Genomic DNA, 21,854 nt, shown 5'->3' with positions numbered 1-21,854 from the left:
CACGGACACACCTCCAGGCTTCCAGGTGGCCTGGCGTCGCGCATTGCAGGTAGCTGCAATAACAGCCCCCCGCGGGTACCACCACCGGATGGGTGCTGCCGTCGATGACGCGGCGACGGCAAAGGCGGGATCGTGGAACGTGAAAGGACGCCCCTGGCACGACTGAGAGGGGCACGGCGCACCCGCCGGCCGACGGCACCATCCGGTAGCCGCCCCGGCGCCTGAGACGGAAGAAGGGGATCGCGATGACCGCCACCCCGGTAGCGGCACCCCACCACGCGGGCCACCGGACGTTCCCGGCCCCGGCCACGCGGGTCGCCGCGTCGTTCCCCGTGTCCTCCGTCTCGCGCGCCGCCGTTCGCCGTGACACGTTCCCCTTCTCGACGTCCCCCACCGACGCGCGCCACGCCGGCGCGCGGCCCTCCCCCGCCGCCGTTCCCGGGGACCCCGCCACCCGGGAACCGGCGGCCCCCCACCTGAACGGCGCGACGGCGCCGGAGTCCACCGGCGGCGCGGCCTGCCCCCGGACCCCGGAATGCCTGGACCCGGCGCCGGCGACCACAGCCGAGATCACCCCGGCCCGCGAGCGTTCGAGCGGCTCACCCCGCCGCGACGCGCAGCGCACCACGGCGTCCTGGGTGCTCGACGAGGACCTGGCCTCGATACCCCTGGCACGGCGGCTCGTACGTGAGCGGCTGAAGGACTGGGGTCGTGAGGAGGACGGCGACGTGGCCGAGCTGCTGCTCACCGAACTGCTGACCAACGCGCTGCGGCACGCCGGCGGGGCTCCCGTCGTCACGTTGATCGCGGACGGCGCCGTCCTGCGGTGCGAGGTCAGGGACTCCGGCCCCGGCCGTCCGCGTATGCATGCCGCGGAGACCTATGACGAGAGCGGCCGCGGGATGCAGCTGGTGGATCTCCTGGCCCGCCGCTGGGGGGTCACCGGCCACACCACCGGCAAGACCGTCTGGTTCGACCTCGCCGCCGGCCCCGGCACGCCGGCCGGCACCTGAGAGTCCCGCCCCGCCGGGCGGGAACGTCCTCGGAGACCACCGCTGTCCACGGTGTCCGGGAGACGGTGGCGGCCCCTACGGAACGCATGGGTTCCGTAGGGGCCGCCGGTATTCGCAGGCGAGGTCAGCGGCCGGAGGGGGCCAGGCTGACGGTGTGGGTGGTGGTGTAGAAGTCCTGCGCGGCCTTGCCCTGCTCGCGCGGGCCGTGGCTCGACTCCTTGACACCGCCGAACGGCAGGTAGAAGTCGACGCCACTGGTGGGGCTGTTGACCTTGACGAGGCCGGTGTCGAGGCGCGCGGAGACGTCGAGCGCGTGGTCCAGGTCAGAGGTGTAGACGGCCGAGACCAGGCCGTAGCGCACACCGTTGGCGAGGGCCACGGCCTCGTCCACCGAGGAGGCGTCCTGCACGAGGCAGATGGGGCCGAACACCTCCTCGCAGGCCAGCAGGTGGTCGCCGGGAGCGTTGTCCACCAGGGTGGGGGCGGCGAACCAGCCGTCCCGGCCGAGCGCCTCGCCGCCGGTGAGCACGCGGGCTCCGGCGGCGGCCGAGACGACGCGGTCGCGGGCGGACTCCTCGATCAGGGGCCCGACGGCGGTGCCGGGGTCGGCGGGGTCGCCGACCCCGAGCTTGGCGACGGCGGCGACGATGGCTTCACGGACCTCGGCGGCGTTGCCGACGGTGATGACCCGCTTGGTGGCGGTGCACTTCTGGCCGGCGTAGCCGAACGCCGCCGCGGCGATCTGCGCGGCGGCCGCCTCCAGGTTGGCGTCGGCCAGCACGATGGCGGCGTTCTGGCCACCCATCTCTGCCTGGACCGCCACACCGCGTCCCGCGGCGGCCACCGAGACCTTGCGGCCGACGGAGGCCGAGCCGGTGAACGACACCACGTCGGCGGCGTCCACCAGCGCGCCGCCCTCCTCGGCGTCACCGGGGACCACGTGGAACAGGCCGTCCGGCAGCCCGAGCAGTTCGGCGAGACGCAGCGCGGTGGCGGTGGCCTGCGGGGCGGGCTTCAGCACCACGGCGTTGCCGAACGCGAGCGCCGGCGCGGCCTTCCACAGCGGGATGGCCAGCGGGAAGTTCCACGGGGTGATCAGCCCCGCCACACCGTGCGGCCGCTTGCGCGTGTAGGCGAGCCCGGAGCCTGAGGGCTCGTGCACCGCCCCCACCGGGTCGAACACCTGCTGCGCGTAGTACCGCAGGATCGCGACCGACCGGGCGACCTCCCCCTTGGCCTCGGCGATCGGCTTGCCGACCTCGCGTACGACCAGATCGGCCAGCTCCGCCGCCGCCCCGGCGACCGCGTCGGCCGCCGCGGACAGGCCCGCCGCACGCTCCGCCGCGTTCGCCCCTGCCCATGCCGCCTGGGCCTCGCGCGCTCGCTCCACCGCGGCGGCGACCCCCGCCGCTCCCGCCGCCTCGGCCCGTACGACGACCTCCGCAGGATTTTGCGGCGACCGGCTCTCGACAACGCTCATCGTCCGTCTCAACCTCTCCAGCATCCGGCATTCGATCTCATCGCACACCGTACGACAACAAATCACCCACGTCGGCGCGAGACCCGCTCGATGTCGCGACCCGACCGCCGGGCTTTACATCGTAGATTCCGCGAACTCCGGCCCGCTCGCACACCGGAGGTGCACAGAAAGGGCGAGTGGGTGCTTTTCGGTTGTCCACCGGGGACGGGGTTCGGGGACCGACCGGTGGGGGCGGCACCTAGCATGTGTGGCGTGACCGCAGCAGACCAGCAGCAAAGGCCCACGACGGGGCGTCAGGCGGCGTTCAGGGACCGGGTCCGGGGGTACGGCCGTGACCTTCTCGGTTCGGTGTGGACGCCGACGACCGGGAGCGTGCGGCGGTGGGCTCTGGCGAGCGTGGTGGTGAACGTCGGGATCACCGTCACAGGGGCCGCGGTCCGGCTCACCGGGTCGGGGCTCGGGTGTCCCACCTGGCCGCGGTGCACGCCGGGGAGCTTCGTGCCGGCGCCGCACGACGACCATTCGCCGGTCAACATGGCGATCGAGTTCGGCAACCGGCTGCTCGCGTTCCTCGTGCTGGCGGTGGCGGTGGCCTGCGTGGTGGCGGTGTGGCGATCGGCGCCGCGGCGCGCGTCCCTGGTCCGGCTGGCCGCCGTGCAGCCGGCCGGGGTCCTGGTGCAGGCCCTGTGGGGTGGGCTGGTGGTGCGCAGCCTGCTCAACCCGGTCACGGTGAGCGTGCACTTCCTGCTGTCCACCGGCATGATCATGGCGGCGTTCGCGCTGTACGCGCGGTCCGGCGAGGGGGACGCGCCGCCACGGCGCCTGGTGCACCGTGACATCCGCACCCTCGGCTTCGTGCTGACCGCCGCGGTCTTCGTGCTGCTGGTGGCCGGCGTGGTGGTGACCGGCACCGGGCCGCACTCCGGCGACGCGGCCGCCTCGCGGTTCACCTTCGACATCGAGACCATGGCGCGCGTGCACGCCGACATCGTGTGGGTCGTGCTCGGTCTCACCTTCGCGCTGCTGTTCGCCCTGCACGTCACCGACTCCCCCGGCCGCGCGCGGCGCGGCGCGCTGGTGCTGCTGGCCGTCGAGCTCGCGCAGGGGGTGATCGGCTACGTCCAGTACTGGCTGGCCGTCCCGGCCATGCTGGTCGGCCTGCACGTCCTCGGCTCCGCGCTGGTGTGGATCGCCACCCTGCGCGTGGTGTTCCTGATGCGCTCACGCGGCCCGCTCGCGACCGCGGCATCCGTCGACCAGGAGCTGGACGAGCAGGCCCGCGCCTATAGCTGACTATCCCCCCGTCCCGGCCGCCGCGACGAAAGTTTCACGCGCGAAAGCGGCCCGGCAGAGGTCTGAGCTGCCACTTCCCCCGGCCGTCGCGACACGCCGCACCAGGTGCTCGGCTCACCGCCGGTGATGGCGGTAAGGTCCGAGGCGCGCATGGGAGCGCTCCCAAAAGTTCGTCGGTCCGTGGGTTGCCCCAGGAGGAGGTGGCGCCTCTCGAAGCGTGCCATGGGCATTCGCGTATCACGCGTCCGGCAAGGACGCTGCACGCCGTGAGGTGGAAGTGCCTGTCCACCTCACGGCTTCATCTTTCTCCGGGCCGGGTCAGCCGCAGGAGATGTCGGTGAACTTCGGGTGACGGGTCTCGGTGGTCGTGGCCAGGAAACCGGCCGTGGCGGTGTCGCCGGGCTGGAGACGGGGCTTGGAGTCGGGGGCGTGGATCATGCCGACCGGGCCGCTCTGCATCAGGGTGCCGTCCCAGGCGGACTTCATCTTGGCGTCCATCTGCATCATCCACTGGACGTACCACTGGTTCATCACGCCTTCACCGGTGTTCTTGATGGTCACGGTGGCCTGGAAGCCGCCGCGCCACGTCTTGGTGGTCTTCACCGTGGCGGTGCACGAGATCGGCAGGAACGTCGTGGTCGGGGACGGCACGGCGCTCGGGGACGGTGCGGCGGCCGGGCCGCTGAAGATCACGTCGGAGCAGCCGTAGAAGGTCTCGGTGCCGCCGGGACGGGTCCACACCGAGTAGATGACGTGCCGGCCCGACTTGGCCGGCAGCTCGCCGGGGAAAGAGTAGGTCCCGCCGGGGCCGGGCCTGGGGTCGGCGGTGACGAACGGCTGTTCCTCGAGGTCGTCCCACTTCAGCGGCCCGCTCGGGTTGAAGCCGTCCTTGGTGACGTACAGCTTGAGCTTCGTCGGCCGCGGCTGCCCGGCCCCGTACACGAAGTCGAAGGTCGTGCCGCCCTGCAGCACCGTGGCCGGCCAGTCGGCGCGCGGCGCGTCGTAGGCGGCGTACGCGGCGACGCCGCCGCTGCACAGCTTGCCGTCCGGGATGAACCCGCGGGTGCGGCCCGCGCCGTCGGCGCGCAGCACGCCGGACCACTCTCGTAACGGGCCGGTCCCCGCGGCCTTGACGGCGTCCGCGCAGGCCGCGTTCTTCGGCCGGATCTCGTCCCCGGCGGCCTTGCCGTCCATGTAGCAGGCGTAGGTCCTGCTGGCCGGAGCCTGCAGTGCCCCGCTCGCCTCCGCGGGCCGCCGCAGGGCCAACGTGGTGAGCCCGCCGACCACGACGACGGCGGCCACCGCTGCCGCCACCTTTGCCTTGGGTGTCACAGTGCTTCCTCTTCAACGCGGTCGCCGCGGGGGGGTGCGGCGGCGCATGGCGTGCTCGTGCCGTGTGCTCGTGCCGCGTGCGCGGGCCGGCTGCTCTCACCGGGTGCCATCCGCGCGTGCTCGTGCCGCCGGCCGACCAGGGGTATCCGGGCCCACGGCCCGGCGAAACACCGGCGCGCGTCGCACGCCGGGCGAGGCCACCCGGGAAGGATCATCGAAAGTGGCCACTGACATCCGCGTACCGCGATTGAAACACGGCCGCACGACTCGCGGCAAGGTCGTGTGAAAACCCCGGCTGCTACGTCCGCTCACCCGGGGGACGGCGCGGCGGGTACGCCGGAGGCGGCGGGCCCTGTTGGGGCCCGGGGTAAGGCTGAGGCGGCAGGGGGTCGCGCGGGAAGCCGTCGGGAGGCGGGTACGGGGAGACCGGACGCCAGGTGTCGTGGCCCGGCGCGTAGCCGGGTGGGGCGACACCGCGGGCCATGGAGGCCTGGTGCGGCGGCGGCACGGGGAACATCGACTTGGCGGCGCTCATGCACGTGAGCAGCGCGCCGCGGTCGCGTTCGAAAACGTCGTGGCCGATGGCCCCGCGTACGGCGCGCTCGTGCAGGAGACCGAGCTCGGTCGCGGCGACCTGGTAGTCGCGCATGGCGTCGCGTCCCGTGGAACCACCGTGCGCGCGGGCCCACTGGCGGGCCTGCCTGCGTGCCTGCAGCGACGACAGCATGAACAGGTCGGCGTCGGTGACCAGGCCGAGGCCGCCGTAGGGAGGCAGGTAGCGCTGGATGAGGCCGATGACGCGCTTGCGGTCCCGGACGATCACGCCGAGCTCGACGAAGAACAGCGCCATCAGCAGCAGGTACGCCGCCGCGAGCCCGGTGAACCCGCCGTAGAAGGTGAACCCGTTCCACATGCCGTGCAGGACCATCGCGCCGAGCCACCCGAGCGCCACCACCCCGCGCCTGGTGGGCCCGGTGGCCTGCGCCGCGTACGCCACCGCGATGCCGATCATGGAGGTGAACAACGGGTGCGCGAACGGCGAGAGTATCCCGCGCAGCACCACGGTCACGGCGAGTCCCTGCACGCCGTTCTGGTCGAGCGCCATGATGTAGTAACTGACGTTCTCGCTCATCGCGAACCCGAGCCCCACCATGCCGGCGTAGATGATGCCGTCGGTCGGCCCGTCGAGCTCCTGGCGCCGCCACCGCAGCAGCCCGAGCAGCACCAGGCCCTTCATGGTCTCCTCGACCACCGGCGCGCCGAACGTCGCCACCAGGCTGCGCGCGCTGGCCGGGTCCAGGTGGGTGGCCATGATGACGTAGCGCAGGTTCAGGCTGTTCAGCAGCCCGGCCGCCAGCACGGCGATCCCGGCGCCCCACATGAACGCGAAGATCAGGTTGTTGCGCGGCTCGGGTTCGAGGCGGTCGAGCGCCAGCACTCCGGCGAGCAGCAGAGGGACCGGTGCCAGGGCCAGGATGAGCGCGATCACGAAGTGGACCGGCTCGCCGTTGAAGATGTCGAACGAGAACGACACCAGCGTGCAGATGCCGGCGATGACGAGCCCGGCGATCAACCCGAAAGAGGGGCGCTCGCGCAGCACCCCTCGAGGATCAAGGCCCGTCATGGCCGCGAGCGTATTCGACCTGGCACCCGGTGTTCCCTCCGCCCCCGCCGCACCCGTGCGGCTCGCTCCCCGTGATCAACGCATCACCCCGCACCGACAGCTCCCGGGCAATCTTGTCTTCCCCCGGACCAACATCACCACACCCACCCAGCCTGCCGACTTGATGACTTTTCCCCACTACTCCCCCAGCAACCGGGGCATTTAGTCTGATATGAGGCCGAGTGACGGCTTTGTTATGCCATATGCCCTTGAGGAGCGGCTCCACCGGGCTGTACAGTCCCACGTCGCCGCTCGCAGCGGCGGATCCGCGGTGGTCACCGCGATCACCACCCTGAGACGATCGGACTGTTCGATGGCGCGACCACCCGGAACCGGCGGCGTGGGGACGGACGTCCGATGAGCGGCACGGCGAACGGCGTGCCGGCCACCGCGGAGTACGTCAACGGCGAGGTCTCCTACTGGTACCGCGAGATCGGCCTGCCGGCGCGCCGCGCACCGCTGCCGGGGCCGCGCGACTACGACGTGGCGATCGTCGGCGGCGGCTACACCGGCCTGTGGACCGCCTACTACCTGAAGACCGCGCAGCCGGACCTGCGTGTCGCCGTCCTCGAGCGGGAGTTCGCCGGGTTCGGCGCCTCCGGCCGCAACGGCGGATGGCTGTCGGCCGAATTCGCCGGCTCACGCGAGCGGCACGCGGCGGCACGCGGCCGGCAGGCGATGATCGACCTCCAGCACGCCATGTTCGCCGCGGTGGACGAGGTGATCGGCTTCACCCGCGCCGAGGGGGTGGACGCCGACGTGCACAAGGGAGGCCTGCTGCACGTGGCGACCAACGCGGCACAGGACCGGCGGCTGCGCGCCGAGCTCGACGACCTGCGCGGATGGGGCTTCACGGACAAGGACATGTGGCTGCTCGGCCCGGAAGAGCGCGAGGAGCGCATCCGGGTCGCCGGAGCGGTGTCGGCGACCTACAGCCCGCACTGCGCGCGCGTCCAGCCCGCCAAGCTGGCCACCGGTCTCGCGCGCGTGGTCGCGGGCCTCGGCGTGGACGTCTTCGAGGACACCACGGTCACCGAGATCCTCCCCCGCGGTCACGGCGGCCGTGCCGCGCGGGCCGTCACCACCCGGGGGACGGTCACCGCCGAGTTCGTGATCCGCGCCACCGAGGGCTTCACCGCGAGCATCAAGGGCCAGCGGCGGCAGTGGCTCCCGATGAACAGCTCCATGATCGTCACAGAGCCCCTGCCCGACGAGGTATGGCGCGAGATCGGCTGGGACGGCCGCGAACTGCTCGGCGACGAGGCCCACGCCTACTGTTACGCGCAGCGCACCGCCGACGGCCGGATCGCCATCGGCGGCCGCGGCGTGCCGTACCGGTACGGCTCACGCACCGACACACGCGGCGCCACCCAGCCGCAGACCGTGGCCGCGCTGCACACGATCCTTCGCACCCTGTTCCCCGCCGCCGCCGGCGCGAAGGTCCACCACTCGTGGTGCGGCGTGCTCGGCGTGCCACGCGACTGGTGCTCCACCGTGGACCTGGACCACCGCACCGGCCTCGGCTGGGCCGGCGGGTACGTCGGCAGCGGCGTGACCACCACCAACCTGGCCGGCCGCACGCTGCGCGACCTGGTGCTGCGCCGGGACACCGAGCTGACGGCGCTGCCGTGGGTGGGGCGGCGGGTGCGCCGCTGGGAACCCGAGCCGCTGCGCTGGATCGGCGTGCAGGCGATCTACGCGCTGTTCCGCGCCGCCGACCGCGCCGAGAGGTCCGGCCCGCCGCGCACCTCGGCGTACGCGCGCCTGGCGGGCCTCATCTCCGGCCGCTGACGACAGCGGCGGCCCGGCTCCGAGGAGCCGGGCCGCCGGGGTGTCACGGTCACATCAGCAGCGAATCGATCGCGACGGCCAGGAACAGCAGCGCGAGGTAGGCGTTGGACCAGTGGAAGAAGCGCATGGGACGCAGGTCCACACCGGTCCGGCCGGCGTTGACCCGGCCGAGCAGCCGGTAGACCTCCCACAGGCACACGGCGCCGAGCACAGCGGCCACCACGGCGTACACCGGGGTGGTGCCGGCGACCGGCCACAGCAGCAGCGAGCACAGCACGGTGGCCCAGGTGTAGGCGACCGACTCCAGCACGACGCGGCGCTCGGTGGCGACCACCGGCAGCATCGGCACCGCGGCGGCGGCGTAGTCCTCGCGGTACCGCATGGCGAGCGTCCAGGTGTGCGGCGGCGTCCAGAAGAACACCACGCCGAACAGCACGACCGGGGCCCAGTCGACCCGGCCGGTGATGCCGGCCCAGCCGATCAGCACCGGCATGCAGCCCGCGATGCCGCCCCACACGACGTTCTGCGAGGTGCGGCGCTTGAGCACCATCGAGTACACGAAGACGTAGAACAGGATGGCGCCGAGCGACAGCGCGGCGGCGAGCCAGTTGACGGAGACGCCGAGACCGAGGGTCGAAAGGACGCCGAGCACGACGCCGAACACCAGCGCGTTGCGCGGCTCCACCGTGGCCATCGCCAGGGGGCGGCGCCGGGTGCGCCGCATGGTGGCGTCGATGTCGCGGTCGACGTAGCAGTTGAGCACGTTGGCGCTGCCCGCCGACAGGGTGCCGAAGACCAGCGTGGCGACGGCCGTCCACAGCGGCGGGAAGCCCCGGGCCGCGAGGAACATCACCGGGAGTGTCGTGATCAGCAGCAGCTCGATGATCCGCGGCTTGGTCAGCGCGACGTACGCCCGTACCGTGGCGAGGGGCGAACGGCGCGCGCCGTCGAGAACCGTCGGCGGCTTGGTCGTGAGCACCGTCAAGGCGCTTCCAGCGGGTGCGGGGTCAACGCGTAACCTCTGATAGAGCGGGTCCGTGGGGTGCGGCCATGAGCCGGCACCGGGAACTCACTGTAGTGCGGTGGCACGCCGGTCCTGGCATCGGGGGCGAAAGCCGCGCGCGGGGAGGCCGTCACGGGTTCGCCGCGCGCCTGTGAGCGGCCCGCGCGAAGCCGGGAGCGTCGGCCGCGTTGCTCACGTGTCGAGGCGGGCAGGTCTCCTGGACACAAGCAGCACATTTCCCGGTCATCCACAGGACGCACCAGGCATCTACGGTGAGGGGAGCGACCCGTTAAGGTCCGGTGTGGGAGGTGACCCGGACCGGACGCCAGGTGTGCCCGGCCGCCACCGAGTAATGAGGAGATCGAGCAGTTGAGCAGCGAACTCGTGCGAGACCTTGAGTGGAGCGACCTCGATCGCCGGGCGGTCGACGTCGTACGTGCCCTGGCGATGGACGCCGTCGAGAAGGCGGGCTCGGGTCACCCCGGCACCGCGATGAGCCTGGCCCCCGCGGCCTACCTTCTCTTCCAGCGCGTGCTCCGCCACGATCCGTCCGACCCCTCCTGGGTGGGCCGCGACCGCTTCGTCCTTTCGGCCGGTCACTCCAGCCTCACCTTGTACATCCAGCTCTTCCTGTCGGGGTACGGCCTGAGCCTGGACGACCTCAAGGGCCTGCGCCAGTGGCAGAGCCTCACACCGGGTCACCCCGAGCACGGCCACACCCTCGGCGTCGAGACCACCACCGGCCCCCTCGGCCAGGGGCTCGGCAACGCGGTCGGCATGGCCATGGCGCAGCGCCGCGAGCGGGGCCTGTACGACCCCGACAGCGAGCCCGGCACCAGCCCGTTCGACCACCGCGTCTGGGCCATCGCCTCCGACGGTGACATCGAGGAGGGCATCAGCCACGAGGTCAGCGCGCTCGCCGGTCACCAGAAGCTCGGCTACCTCAACGTCATCTACGACGGCAACCACATCTCCATCGAGGACGACACCGCCATCGCGCTGTCGGAGGACGTCGCCAAGCGGTACGAGGCGTACGGCTGGCACGTGCAGGACGTCGACTGGACCGAGACCGGCGAGTACTCCGAGAACGTCGAGGCGCTGTACGCCGCCATGCGCGCCGCCACCGCCGAGACCGACCGGCCGTCCCTGATCCGCCTGCGCACCATCATCGGCTGGCCCGCACCCAACAAGCAGAACACCGGCAAGATCCACGGCTCGGCGCTCGGCGCCGACGAGGTGGCCGCCACCAAGCAGGTCCTCGGCATGGACCCCGCCAAGAGCTTCGACGTGCCGGACGAGGTGCTGGAGCACGCGCGCCACGTCGTGGAGCGCGGCCGCGCCGCGCGGGCCGAGTGGGAGCAGGGCTACGAGAGCTGGCGGTCCGGCGACCCCGAGCGCGCGGCGCTGTTCGACCGCGTCAGCGCGCGCAAGCTGCCCGCCGGGTGGGAGGAGTCGCTGCCGTCGTTCGAGCCCGGCAAGTCCGTCGCCACCCGCAAGGCGTCGGGCACGGTGCTGACCGCGCTCGCCCCGGTGCTCCCGGAGCTGTGGGGCGGCTCGGCCGACCTCGCCGAGTCCAACAACACCACCATGGAGGGCGAGCCGTCCTTCATCCCCGAGGAGCACCAGACCAAGGCGTTCCCGGGTAACCGGTACGGCCGCACGCTGCACTTCGGCATCCGCGAGCACGGCATGGGGTCCATACTCAACGGCATCGCCCTGCACGGCGGCACCCGTCCGTACGGCGGCACGTTCCTGGTCTTCAGCGACTACATGCGTCCCGCGGTGCGCCTGGCGGCCCTCATGGGCCTGCCGGTCACCTACGTCTGGACGCACGACTCGATCGGCCTCGGCGAGGACGGCCCCACCCACCAGCCGGTGGAGCACCTGTGGGCCCTGCGCGCCATCCCCGGCCTCGACGTGGTGCGGCCCGCCGACGCCAACGAGACCGCCGCGGCGTGGCGCGCCATCCTGGAGCACACCGACCGTCCCGCGGCGCTCGCCCTGACCCGGCAGAACCTCCCGGTCTACGAGGGCACCGCCGACGCCGAGAAGGTCGCCAAGGGTGGCTACGTCCTTGCGGACGCCTCCAACGGACAGCCGGCCGTCGTCCTCATCGGCACCGGCAGCGAGGTCGAGCTGGCCGTCGGCGCGCGCGACCTGCTGGAGGCCGAGGGCATCCCCACCCGCGTGGTGTCCATGCCGTGCGTGGAGTGGTTCGAGGCCCAGGACGACTCCTACAAGCAGTCCGTGCTGCCTCCGTCGGTCCGCGCGCGTGTCGCGGTCGAGGCGGGAATCGCCCTCGGCTGGTGGCGGTTCGTAGGTGAGGAAGGCGCGGTCGTGAGTCTTGAACACTTCGGTGCCTCGGCGCCGTACAAGACGCTGTACGAGCAGTTCGGCCTCACCGCCGAGCGTGTGGCGGCCGCGGCCAAGGGCAGCCTTGCCAAGACCGGGGCCGACAAGGGTCAGACGACCGGCAACTGAGGGACTGAGGAAACGGTCATGAGTGAGAACCTGAAGCGCCTGAGCGACCAGGGTGTGTCGATCTGGCTGGACGACATCAGCCGTGAGCGGCTGCGTTCGGGCAACCTCGAGGCGCTGATCCGCGACAAGCAGGTGGTCGGCGTCACGTCCAACCCCACGATCTTCGCGTCGGCGCTGAGCAAGGGCGAGGCCTACGACGGTCAGACGCGCGACCTCGCGACCCGCGGGGTGGACGTCGCCGAGGCGGCCCGCGCGATCACGACGTACGACATCCGCTGGGCCGCCGACGTACTGCGTCCGGCGTTCGACGCCAGCGGCGGCGTGGACGGCCGGGTGTCCATCGAGGTGGACCCGCGCATGGCGCTGGACACCGAGAAGACCATCGCCGAGGCGCGTGCGCTGTGGTGGCTGGTCGACCGGCCCAACCTCTACATCAAGATCCCCGCGACGGTCGAGGGGCTTCCCGCCATCACCCAGGTGCTGGCCGAGGGCATCAGCGTCAACGTCACGCTGATCTTCTCCCTCGAGCGGTACCGCGCGGTGCTGGAGGCCTGGCTGGAAGGGCTGGAGAAGGCCCAGGCCGCCGGCCTGGACATATCCACGATCGAGTCGGTGGCGTCGTTCTTCGTGAGCCGCTTCGACACCGAGATCGACAAGCGCCTGGAGAAGATCGGCGGCCCCGAGGCCCTCGCGCTCCGCGGCAAGGCCGCCGTCGCCAACGCGCGTCTCGCCTACGCGGCGTACGAGGAGGTCATCTCCGGTGAGCGCTGGCAGGCGCTCAAGGCGGCCGGGGCCCGGCCGCAGCGTCCCCTGTGGGCCTCCACCGGCACGAAGAACCCCGACTACCCCGACACGCTGTACGTCGACCAGCTCGTCACCTCCGGCACGGTCAACACCATGCCGGAGAAGACCCTCGACGCGGTGGCCGACCATGGCAAGATCGACGGCGACACCGTGCGGCCCTTCTACGAGGACGCGTGGAACACCATGGCGGCCCTCAAGCAGGCCGGCATCGACTACGACGACGTGGTGAAGGTCCTGGAGGACGAAGGCGTGGACAAGTTCATCGCCTCCTGGAACGAACTGCTCGCCACGGTCGAGTCGGAGCTGCGCAAGGCCGTCTGACGATCCGGCGCGCTCACCTCGCCCGCGAGCGCGCCACCGGTCCGCCCGCGTGCCACCGGCCCCCGTTCATCCGGGTAAGGCCGGTGGCGGCGGGCAGGGCCTGTTCCGGGGCTCGGGGACACGCGTGACGATGACTACGTAAGGATGAACATGTCGGTAACGTTCGGTGACGATTCGGTGGCCGACGCGGCCGCCGAGGCCGCGCGGAGACTCGTGGAGGAAGGCGTCCCGCGGGCGCTCGCCGACGGGGACGCGACGTTGTGGGGTGCCGAGGCGCAGAGCGAGGCCGCGATCCGGCTGGGCTGGCTGGACCTTCCCACCACCTCGCGCGAGCTGCTGCCGCAGATCGGCGAGCTGGTCGAGCGGGCTCGCGCCGCGGGCCTGGAGCACGTCGTGCTGGCCGGCATGGGGGGGTCCTCGCTGGCGCCTGAGGTCATCTGCGCCTCGGCCGACGTGCCGCTGACCGTGCTCGACACGACCGACCCGGGGCAGGTGCGGCGGGCTCTGGCGGACCGGCTGGACCGCACCATCGTGGTGGTGTCCAGCAAGAGCGGCTCCACGGTCGAGACCGACAGCCATCGGCGCATCTACGAGCAGGCGTTCCGTGACGCCGGCATCGACCCGGCGAGCCGCATCGTCGTGGTCACCGACCCGGGGTCTCCGCTGGAGCAGTCCGCGCGCGAGGCCGGGTACACCGTGGTCCTCGCCGACCCGAACGTCGGGGGCCGCTACAGCGCGCTGACCGCCTTCGGCCTGGTGCCGAGCGCGCTGGCCGGGGCCGACGTCGCGGCGCTGCTCGACCAGGCCGCCGAGGCCCGGCAGCGGCTCGGCGCCGACGACGACCCCGGGCTGCTGCTCGGCGCCGCCATCGGCGCCGCGGCGGCATCGGGACGCGACAAGCTGCTGCTCGACGACAGCCTGTCCGGCATCAACGGCCTGCCGGACTGGATCGAGCAGCTCATCGCCGAGTCCACCGGCAAGCAGGGCCGCGGCATCCTGCCGGTCGCCGGGTCCGAGCCCAACGAGGCCGATGACGAGCTGACGGCCGGCATCGACACCGAGAGCGGCGTGGAGGTGCAGGGCCCGCTCGGCGCGCAGTTCCTGATCTGGGAGGTCGCGACCGCGATCGCCGGCCGGGTGCTCGGCATCAACCCCTTCGACCAGCCGAACGTCGCCGAGTCCAAGGCGAACACGACCCGCATCCTCGAGGACGCCGGCGACGGCCCCCTGCCGACCGGCGCGCCGGCCCTGGTGGACGGCCCCGTGGAGGTCTACGGCGACGTTCCCGCGCACGTCAAGGACCTGTCCGGCGTGTTCACCGAGCTGCTGAAGGACATCCCCGAGCGCGGCTACCTCGCCATCCTCGCCTACCTCGACCGTGAGGCGGCGTTCGACGTGCCGGTCCCGCAGGAGGCGTCGTTCGAGGCGATCACCGACATCTGGGCCGCGCACGACCCGGCCTCGTTGCAGGGCCTGCTCGCCATCCGCACCGACCGGCCGGTCACGTTCGGCTGGGGTCCCCGTTACCTCCACTCCACCGGCCAGTACCACAAGGGGGGCCCGCAGAACGGCGTCTTCCTGCAGATCACCGGCGTGGTGTCCGGCGACCTGGAGGTGCCTGGCAAGCCCTACACCCTGGGCAGGCTCCAGCTGGCCCAGGCCCTCGGCGACCTCGACGCCTTGCGCGAGCGCGGCCGTCCGGCCGTCCGCCTGCACCTGACCGATCGCGAGGCGGGTGTCAGGCACCTTCTCGCCGCCGCACGGGAGGTTTGATGATCGACAGTGAGACGCCGTCCCCGGGCCCGGAGCCCGGGGACCCGGCGCTCCCCTCCGTCGGGCCGGACGGCGAGATCGCCGCGGCCAGGGAAGGCGAGATCGCCACGGCGCCGCCGGAGGCCCGGTCCGCGGCGTCCGGTGAGTCGGTGAGCGCCGCGCAGGCGGCCGCCACCACCGCCACCACGCAGGAGATCGTGGCGGCCAACCCGCTGCGCGACCCCGGGGACCGGCGGCTGCCGCGTGTCGCGGGCCCGTGCGTGCTGGTGCTCTTCGGGGTCACCGGCGACCTGGCCCGCCGCAAGCTGCTGCCCGCCATCTACGACCTCGGCAACCGCGGCCTGCTGCCCCCCGGTTTCTCCCTGGTGGGTTTCGCGCGCCGCGACTGGGCCCACCAGGACTTCGCGCAGATCACCCACGACGCCGTCAAGGAGCACGCGCGCACGCCGTTCCGTGAGGAGGTCTGGAAGCAGATCTGCGAGGGCCTCCACTTCGTGCCGGGCTCGTTCGACGACGCCGGCGCGTTCGACGCGCTGACCATGGCCCTGGCCGAGATCGACGAGACCCGTGGCACCGGTGGCAACTACGCGTTCTACCTGTCCACCCCGCCGAAGGCCTTCCCCACGATCATCGAGCAGCTCAAGCGCACCGGGCTCACCAAGCCTCCCGCGGGCTCGTGGCGCCGCGTCGTCATCGAGAAGCCGTTCGGCCACAACCTGCAGACCGCGCGCGAGCTGAACCGCATCGTCGACTCGGCCTTCAAGCCCGACTCGGTGTTCCGCATCGACCACTACCTCGGCAAGGAGACGGTCCAGAACATCCTGGCGCTGCGGTTCGCCAACACGCTGTTCGAGCCGATCTGGAACCGCGGCTACGTCGACCACGTGCAGATCACCATGGCCGAGGACATCGGCGTCGGCGGCCGGGCCGGCTACTACGACGGCATCGGCGCCGCCAGGGACGTCATCCAGAACCACCTGCTGCAGCTGCTGGCCTTGGTGGCCATGGAGGACCCGACGGCCTTCGGCGCCGCGGCGCTGCGCCGCGAGAAGGAAAAGGTGCTGGAGGCGGTCACCCTGCCCGAGGACCTCGGGCTCGGCACCGCACGCGGCCAGTACTCGGCCGGGTGGCAGGGTGGGGAACCGGTCCGGGGTTTCCTGGAGGAGGACGGCATCCCGCCGGGCTCCATCACCGAGACGTACGCCGCCGTCAAGCTGGAGATCGCCAACCGGCGCTGGGCCGGTGTGCCGTTCTACCTGCGCACCGGCAAGCGCCTCGGCCGCCGCATGACCGAGGTGGCGGTGGTGTTCCAGCGCGCGCCGCACCTGCCGTTCACCAAGACCGACACCGAGATCCTCGGCCAGAACGCCTTGGTGATCCGCATCCAGCCCGACGAGGGCATCACGGTGCGGTTCGGCTCCAAGGTGCCGGGGACCGCGATGGAGGTCCGCGACGTCAACATGGACTTCGCCTACGGTGAGGCGTTTTTGGAGTCCTCCCCCGAGGCGTACGAGCGGCTGCTGCTCGACGTGCTGATCGGCGACCCGCCGCTGTTCCCCCACCAGCGCGAGGTGGAGCTGTCGTGGCGGATCATGGACCCGATCGAGGAGTACTGGGCGAGTCTGCCCGAGCAGCCCGAGGGGTATCCGGCCGGCACCGGCGGGCCCGTCTCGGCCGACGAGATGATGGCCAGGGACGGCCGCACCTGGAGGCGGCTGTGACCGGCACGCACCAGACGGCGACGGCGCCGCGCCGCGCACGGGAGGCCAAATGACCAGTTTCCTCATGGGGTCCACCACGGCCTCCGACATCTCCTCCCAGCTCACCCGGCTGCGCCACCAGGTCGGCGCGCCGGCGGTCGGCATGGTGCTGACGCTGGTCGTGGTGTGCGACGAGAGCAAGCAGTACGACGCGGTGCGGGCCGCGTCCGAGGCGTCGCGCGAGCACCCGTCGCGCATCCTCGCGGTGATCCCTCGTGAGCGCGAGGAGCCGACCCGCCTGGACGCCGAGATCCGGGTGGGTGAGCTCACCACAGGCGAGGTCGTGCTGCTGCGCATGTACGGCGAGTTGCGCGACCACGCCGACTCGGTGCTGTCGCCGCTGCTGCTGCCGGACATCCCCGTGGTGGTGTGGTGGCCCGGTGAGGCGCCGCAGAACCCCGCCAAGGACCCGGTGGGTGCGTACGGCCAGCGCCGCATCACCGACGCGCGGTCCTCACGCGACTCGGTGGCGGCGGTGAAGACCCGGATCGACGGTTACACCCCCGGCGACACCGACCTCTCGTGGACGCGCCTCACGCCGTGGCGCAGCCTGCTCGCGGCGGCGTTCGACCTGCCGGTCGGCCGCGTCACCGAGGGGGTGGTGGAGGCCGAGCCCGACCATCCGAGCGCGGCGCTGCTGGCCGCCTGGCTGTCGGAGCGGCTCGACGCCCCCATCGGGGTCGGCGAGTCCAAGGGCCCCGGCCTGACCGCGGTTCGGCTGCGCACCGCCGAAGGCGGCGAGGTCCGCATCGAACGGCACGACTCCCGTACCGCCACCCTGTCGCGTCCGGGCCAGCCCGACCGCCACGTAGCCCTGGCCCGCCGCCCCACCTCCGACCTGCTCGCCGAGGAGCTCCGCCGCCTCGACCCCGACCAGATCTACGAAAGCGCCATCAAGCACGTCACCACCTGCCACGGTGTCTGACCGTGGTGTTCCTCGACCGATGGGATGCGACATCGTGACCACCTACCGCCGTCCGCGACGGGAGTCCGCGACGTGAGCGTCCCCTCGGTCCTGGTGCACAGGGACGCCGGAGTGCTGGCCAAGGCCGTGGCGGCGCGGCTGATCGTCGGGCTGGTGGACGCGCAGGCCGCCAAGGGGTCGGCCCATCTGGTGCTGACCGGTGGCGGCCTCGGTGTCGCGACACTCGCCGAGGTGGCCGCCACGGCGGCGCACGTGGCGGTGGAGTGGCCACGTCTGGACGTCTGGTGGGGGGACGAGCGGTTCCTGCCGGACGGCCACGCCGAGCGCAACGAGACAGGTGCGCGCCGGGCCCTGCTCGACCACGTGGACGTGGACCCCGAGCGGGTGCACGTCATGGCGGGGCCGGACTCGGGCCTCACCGCCGAGGAGTCCGCCGACCGTTACGCCGAGGAGTTGCGCAAGGCGGCCCGGCCGGAGGACCACGGGCCCGTCCCGTCGTTCGACATCCTGCTGCTCGGCATCGGGCCGGACGGCCATGTGGCGTCGCTGTTCCCCGAGATGCCGGCCCTGCACGACGACCGCTCCGTGGTCGCCGTCCACGGCTCGCCGAAGCCGCCGCCGACCCGGATCTCGCTGACCCTTCCCGCCATCAGGGCGGCCCGGCAGGTGTGGGTCATCGCCGCCGGCGAGGAGAAGGCCGGCGCCGTCCGCATGGCGCTGCAGAACTCCGGCCCGTACCAGGTCCCCGCCGCGGCGGCACGCGGCCGGTCCCGCACGCTGTTCCTGCTGGACCGCGCCGCCGCGTCCAAGCTCCCTCCGGGCCTTGGACGACCCTCGTCGCCCTGAGCCGCACGCGGCGGACCCGGCGCGTCAGAGGTAACCCCAGGCCTTGGTGATCTCCAGCAGCCCTTCGGGGATCTCGTCCGCGCCGGGCAGCGGCCTGCCGCGCTGGATCTGGCCGGTGCGGATCTTGTCGCGCCAGTCGCCGATGCCCTTCACGAACGCGCCGTGGTCGTGGTCGCCGTACCTGATCATGGCGGGCTCGAACTCGACCCCGAGGTAGGCGCACACGCGCCGCAGTTCCCCCTCGGGGTCGTCCACCAGGGCCTCGTACCGGACGTCGATGCCGTCGTACAGCCCTCTGGCCTCCTGCAGGTCACGCATGTACTGGTAGGTGTGGCGGATCGCCTCCGGCATAGGACGGGCCACCGGGTCGGCCTCGTGCCAGGACTCGGCGATGGACGCCGGGTGGCGCATCAGGTAGACGAACCGCGCGTCGGGCCAGCACGTGACGATGCGCCGGTGCGCGAAGACGTTGCTCGGCGTCTTGTCCACCAGGATGTCCTTGCCGCTGCGCACCAGTTCACGGTGCAGCATGCGGTCCCACAGGATGTGCTCGATGTCGGTGGTGGAGTGGCCGAGCGCCTCCATGGCCTGCCGTACCGGGTCGGTCGTCAGGGTGACGGCGAGCCGCCGCACATGCATCTCGTGCGGCGCGTGGATCCGTGAGTGACTGTTGAGGATGACGCGGAACAGGGTCGACCCGGACCGGACCGGTGACAGGACGAACACCGGCGCGCGCAGCAGCCGGTCGGCCCGCGGGTCCGCCGGAGGACGGGGGGCCTCGGGCCGGGGCGGCGGTTGCGGCGCCGGCGGCTCGGGCACCGCCTTGACCCGTGTGATGTTGTACCCCGTGATCCCCTCAAGGGCCGCGTTGACCTTGTTCTTCCATGCCATGGCCCCCCAGGGTAGGAAGAGCGGGTGACGTGAGGGTGAACAGAGGCTGGGGATAGCCGGGGAAACGATGGGACATGCCGCCGCCGATCCCCGGGCCCGCACCGGGGTCCTGTGACGCATAGTGGAGACACACAGCCGGAACGGGTGCCGCACCCGGCCGGCGCGGATCGCTCCGGAGGCCCCCGTGTTCGAGCGTTTCACCGACCCGGCCCGGCGCGTGGTCGTCGTCGCACAGGAAGAGGCGAGACACCTGCACCACGGTGTCATCGGCACCGAGCACATCCTGCTGGGGCTCGTCTGTGAGCCGAACGGGCTGGCCGGCACGGTGCTGAGGGAGGCCGGGCTCACCCTGGAGCAGGTGCGGTCGGACGTGCGCGAGCTCGGCGGCCCGCCGGGTGACGCGGCGCCGGAGCCGCACATCCCGTTCGGCGACCGCGCCAAGAAGGTGCTGGAGCTGGCCCTGCGGGAGGCCATGAACCTGCACCACAACTACATCGGCACCGAGCACATCCTGCTCGGGGTGATGCGCGAGGCCGGCGGCACCGCCATGCGCATCCTGGAGCGGCACGAGATCGATCCCAAGCAGACGCGTGAGGCCCTCGTGGACGAGTCGGCGACCCGGCGGGTGCGCCGCCTCGGCCCGCTGGAGGACACGACGATCCTCATGCCGCCGTCTGTCGGGGCCCGCCTGGAGCGCATCATGGAGAGTCTCGACCGCATCGAGCGCCGCCTCGACGCCTACGGCGTGCCGCCGGCCCCCGAGCACCCCGCCGGTCCGGCCCGGCACGACCCGGCGGGCCCCTCGGCGCGCGAACCCGGCACCGCCTGACCCGCCGCAGCGGGTCAGCGCCTCTCGTACACCGCCTCGCCGGCGGCGAAGGTCATCGCCACCCGGGTGGTCCAGATCTCGCCGGGTGGCAGCGTGAACGGGTCGCGGTCCAGCACCACCAGGTCGGCGCGCCTGCCTTCCGCGACGGCCCCGGCCTCGTCGTCGTGGTTGGTCCACGCCGAGCCCGCGGTGTACGCCGTCATGATCGTCGCGAGGTCGAGGCGCTGGCCCGGCAGGAACGGCGTGCCGGCGGTGGGGTAGCCGGCGTGCACCGACCCGCCGGGTTCTGTGCGGTTGACGGCGACGTGCATGCCTTGCAGCGGGTCGGCCGACGACACCGGCCAGTCGCTGCCGGCGCACAGCCGCGCTCCGGTGCGCGCCAGGTCGGCGAACGGGTACTGCCAGGACGAGCGTTCCTCGCCGAGGAAGGGGATGCACAGCTCGTCCATCTGCAGGTGGTGGGTGGCCCACAGCGGTTGCAGGTTGGCGGTCACGCCTTGGCGCGCGAAGCGCGGCACGTCGGACGGCTCGATGATCTGCACGTGCGCGATGTGGTGGCGGCCGGCCGGCGATGTGCCCTCCAGCGCGTCGAGCGCCTCCCGTACGGCCCGCTCGCCGATGGCGTGGAAGTGCACCTGGAACCCCAGCCGGTCCAGTTCGGCGACGTACCCGCGGAGCAGGACCGGGTCCACGTACGACAGGCCGCGCTGGTCCGGCCCGCAGCCGCAGTACGGCTCGATGACGGCCGCGGTGAAGTTCTCCGCGATGCCGTCCTGCATGATCTTGACGCTGCCGGCCGAGAACAGGCCGCCGGCCATGGCCCGGCGCTCGGTCAGCTCCTCGATCTGCTCGGCGCCGCGGGTGCGGTCCCACCACAGGGCCCCCACCACGCGGGCCCTGAGCCGTCCTGAGGCGGCCGCCGACAGGTAGGCGGGGAGATTGTCCTGCGACCCGGCGTACGAGCCCACGATGGCGTCCTGCCAGCCGGTGACCCCCAGCGAGAACAGGTGGTCCTGCGCGTCGAGCAGCGCCGCCTCGATGTCGGCGGGGGCGGGCCGCGGGGTGAGCAGGCCCACCAGGTCCATGGCGCCTTCGTGCAGCACGCCGCTCGGTGTGCCGTCCGGGTCGCGTTCGATGCGGCCGTCCGGCGGGTCGGGAGTGGCCGCGGTGACGCCGGCGAGCTCCAGTGCCCGGCTGTTCACCCAGGCGGCGTGGTGGTCGCGCTGGATGAGGTAGGCGGGCCGGTCGAGGAAGTCGAGCTGCTCGCGGTGCGGCAGCCCGCCGGGGAAGGCCGCCATGTCCCAGCCGCCGCCGTCGATCCACGGCCGGCCGGGGTGGGCCGCGGCGTACGCGGCGATCCGCTCCAGGTAGGAGGGCAGGCCGAACACCTCGCTCAGCTCGCACTTCGCGCGTTCCAGGCCCGCTTGCACGGGGTGGACGTGCGCGTCGGTGAAGCCGGGGGTGAGCAGGCGGCCGGCGAGGTCCACGGTGTCGTGGCCGGGACGGGCCAGCCGCGCCACGTCGGCCTCGGCGCCGACGGCGGCGATCCGGCCGTCACGCACGAGCACGGCGTCCGGGGCCCCGGGGAAAGGGGGCGCGGTGGCGGTGGCGGTGAACACGGGGCCGCCCCGGAACATCAGATCGGTCAT

Annotated in this window: 16 protein-coding genes; 10 read left to right on the top strand and 6 right to left on the bottom strand. The window is 72.3% G+C overall.

The features are described 5' to 3' along the window. Nucleotides 1-245: 245 nt before the first annotated feature. On the top strand, nt 246-1,013 hold the full coding sequence (locus BJ992_RS14665; RefSeq protein ID WP_184981314.1) for an ATP-binding protein: 768 nt from the start codon (nt 246-248) through the stop codon (nt 1,011-1,013). Nucleotides 1,014-1,137: 124 nt separating this feature from the next. Here BJ992_RS14665 and BJ992_RS14660 read toward each other — a convergent pair whose 3' ends face one another. Beyond that, entirely contained in the window at nt 1,138-2,493 is a 1,356-nt protein-coding gene (locus BJ992_RS14660) for an aldehyde dehydrogenase family protein (RefSeq protein WP_184981312.1), read from the bottom strand. 252 nt (nt 2,494-2,745) lie between these two features. Between BJ992_RS14660 and BJ992_RS14655 the strand changes: the two genes are divergently transcribed. After that, on the top strand, nt 2,746-3,786 hold the full coding sequence (locus BJ992_RS14655; protein ID WP_343072661.1) for a COX15/CtaA family protein: 1,041 nt from the start codon (nt 2,746-2,748) through the stop codon (nt 3,784-3,786). 318 nt (nt 3,787-4,104) lie between these two features. On the opposite strand, the gene BJ992_RS14650 is transcribed toward BJ992_RS14655, so the two are convergent. Together BJ992_RS14650 and BJ992_RS14645 are read right to left on the bottom strand one after the other, a co-directional pair. Then, the gene (locus BJ992_RS14650; RefSeq protein WP_184981308.1) at nt 4,105-5,118 is read right to left on the bottom strand and encodes a lytic polysaccharide monooxygenase; all 1,014 of its coding nucleotides are present in this window, start codon (nt 5,116-5,118) and stop codon (nt 4,105-4,107) included. Between the two features lie 298 nt (nt 5,119-5,416). Beyond that, on the bottom strand, nt 5,417-6,742 hold the full coding sequence (locus BJ992_RS14645) for a PrsW family intramembrane metalloprotease (RefSeq protein ID WP_221474817.1): 1,326 nt from the start codon (nt 6,740-6,742) through the stop codon (nt 5,417-5,419). Between the two features lie 396 nt (nt 6,743-7,138). Here BJ992_RS14645 and BJ992_RS14640 point away from each other — a divergent pair, with 396 nt between their 5' ends. Next, complete coding sequence (locus BJ992_RS14640) at nt 7,139-8,572, top strand: NAD(P)/FAD-dependent oxidoreductase (RefSeq protein WP_184981306.1); 1,434 nt, start codon at nt 7,139-7,141, stop codon at nt 8,570-8,572. Nucleotides 8,573-8,621: 49 nt separating this feature from the next. Here the strand turns inward: BJ992_RS14640 and BJ992_RS14635 are convergent, their stop codons facing one another. After that, entirely contained in the window at nt 8,622-9,557 is a 936-nt protein-coding gene (locus tag BJ992_RS14635; protein WP_184981305.1) for a heme o synthase, read from the bottom strand. 387 nt (nt 9,558-9,944) lie between these two features. Here BJ992_RS14635 and tkt point away from each other — a divergent pair, with 387 nt between their 5' ends. The 6 genes from tkt (at nt 9,945) to pgl (ending at nt 18,485) form a co-directional block, all read left to right on the top strand. Then, nucleotides 9,945-12,056, top strand: coding sequence for a transketolase (gene tkt / locus BJ992_RS14630; protein ID WP_184981303.1), 2,112 nt, complete (start codon nt 9,945-9,947; stop codon nt 12,054-12,056). Between the two features lie 18 nt (nt 12,057-12,074). Next, nucleotides 12,075-13,181 (top strand): transaldolase, encoded by a 1,107-nt coding sequence (gene tal, locus BJ992_RS14625; RefSeq protein WP_184981301.1) that lies wholly within the window; start codon nt 12,075-12,077, stop codon nt 13,179-13,181. A gap of 144 nt (nt 13,182-13,325) precedes the next feature. Next, complete coding sequence (locus tag BJ992_RS14620; RefSeq protein WP_184981299.1) at nt 13,326-14,954, top strand: glucose-6-phosphate isomerase; 1,629 nt, start codon at nt 13,326-13,328, stop codon at nt 14,952-14,954. Further along, the gene (gene zwf / locus BJ992_RS14615) at nt 14,954-16,675 is read left to right on the top strand and encodes a glucose-6-phosphate dehydrogenase (RefSeq protein ID WP_246496642.1); all 1,722 of its coding nucleotides are present in this window, start codon (nt 14,954-14,956) and stop codon (nt 16,673-16,675) included. The genes BJ992_RS14620 and zwf overlap by 1 nt, the downstream gene beginning before the upstream one ends. Nucleotides 16,676-16,724: 49 nt before the next feature. Next, nucleotides 16,725-17,639, top strand: a complete 915-nt coding sequence (locus BJ992_RS14610; protein WP_184981297.1) for a glucose-6-phosphate dehydrogenase assembly protein OpcA — start codon at nt 16,725-16,727, stop codon at nt 17,637-17,639. Between the two features lie 72 nt (nt 17,640-17,711). Continuing rightward, a complete protein-coding gene (gene pgl, locus BJ992_RS14605; protein ID WP_184981295.1) occupies nt 17,712-18,485 on the top strand; it encodes a 6-phosphogluconolactonase in 774 nt (257 codons plus the stop codon). 24 nt (nt 18,486-18,509) lie between these two features. Here pgl and BJ992_RS14600 read toward each other — a convergent pair whose 3' ends face one another. After that, complete coding sequence (locus BJ992_RS14600) at nt 18,510-19,376, bottom strand: sulfotransferase family protein (protein ID WP_184981293.1); 867 nt, start codon at nt 19,374-19,376, stop codon at nt 18,510-18,512. A 184-nt stretch (nt 19,377-19,560) separates the two neighbouring features. On the opposite strand from BJ992_RS14600, the gene BJ992_RS33785 reads away from it, so the two are divergent. Further along, entirely contained in the window at nt 19,561-20,205 is a 645-nt protein-coding gene (locus BJ992_RS33785) for a Clp protease N-terminal domain-containing protein (protein WP_184981291.1), read from the top strand. 14 nt (nt 20,206-20,219) lie between these two features. Here the strand turns inward: BJ992_RS33785 and BJ992_RS14590 are convergent, their stop codons facing one another. Further along, nucleotides 20,220-21,854: an amidohydrolase gene (locus tag BJ992_RS14590; RefSeq protein WP_184981289.1), complete on the bottom strand. Its 1,635-nt coding sequence runs from the start codon at nt 21,852-21,854 to the stop codon at nt 20,220-20,222.

It is taken from the genome of Sphaerisporangium rubeum, from assembly GCF_014207705.1.
Lineage (GTDB): Bacteria > Actinomycetota > Actinomycetes > Streptosporangiales > Streptosporangiaceae > Sphaerisporangium > Sphaerisporangium rubeum.
Note: the sequence above shows the minus strand (reverse complement) of the source record. Positions and strands in the feature narration are given on the sequence as shown.

Bases quoted from the DNA above. Each gene is read 5' to 3' on its own strand.
- tal (WP_184981301.1), top strand. From the start codon at position 12,075: ATGAGTGAGAACCTGAAGCGCCTGAGCGACCAGGGTGTGTCGATCTGG.
- BJ992_RS14665 (WP_184981314.1), top strand. From the start codon at position 246: ATGACCGCCACCCCGGTAGCGGCACCCCACCACGCGGGCCACCGGACG.
- BJ992_RS14660 (WP_184981312.1), bottom strand. From the start codon at position 2,493: ATGAGCGTTGTCGAGAGCCGGTCGCCGCAAAATCCTGCGGAGGTCGTC.
- BJ992_RS14640 (WP_184981306.1), top strand. From the start codon at position 7,139: ATGAGCGGCACGGCGAACGGCGTGCCGGCCACCGCGGAGTACGTCAAC.
- BJ992_RS14600 (WP_184981293.1), bottom strand. From the start codon at position 19,376: ATGGCATGGAAGAACAAGGTCAACGCGGCCCTTGAGGGGATCACGGGG.
- BJ992_RS14610 (WP_184981297.1), top strand. From the start codon at position 16,725: ATGACCAGTTTCCTCATGGGGTCCACCACGGCCTCCGACATCTCCTCC.
- zwf (WP_246496642.1), top strand. From the start codon at position 14,954: ATGATCGACAGTGAGACGCCGTCCCCGGGCCCGGAGCCCGGGGACCCG.
- BJ992_RS14645 (WP_221474817.1), bottom strand. From the start codon at position 6,742: ATGACGGGCCTTGATCCTCGAGGGGTGCTGCGCGAGCGCCCCTCTTTC.
- BJ992_RS14590 (WP_184981289.1), bottom strand. From the start codon at position 21,854: ATGACCGATCTGATGTTCCGGGGCGGCCCCGTGTTCACCGCCACCGCC.
- BJ992_RS14620 (WP_184981299.1), top strand. From the start codon at position 13,326: ATGAACATGTCGGTAACGTTCGGTGACGATTCGGTGGCCGACGCGGCC.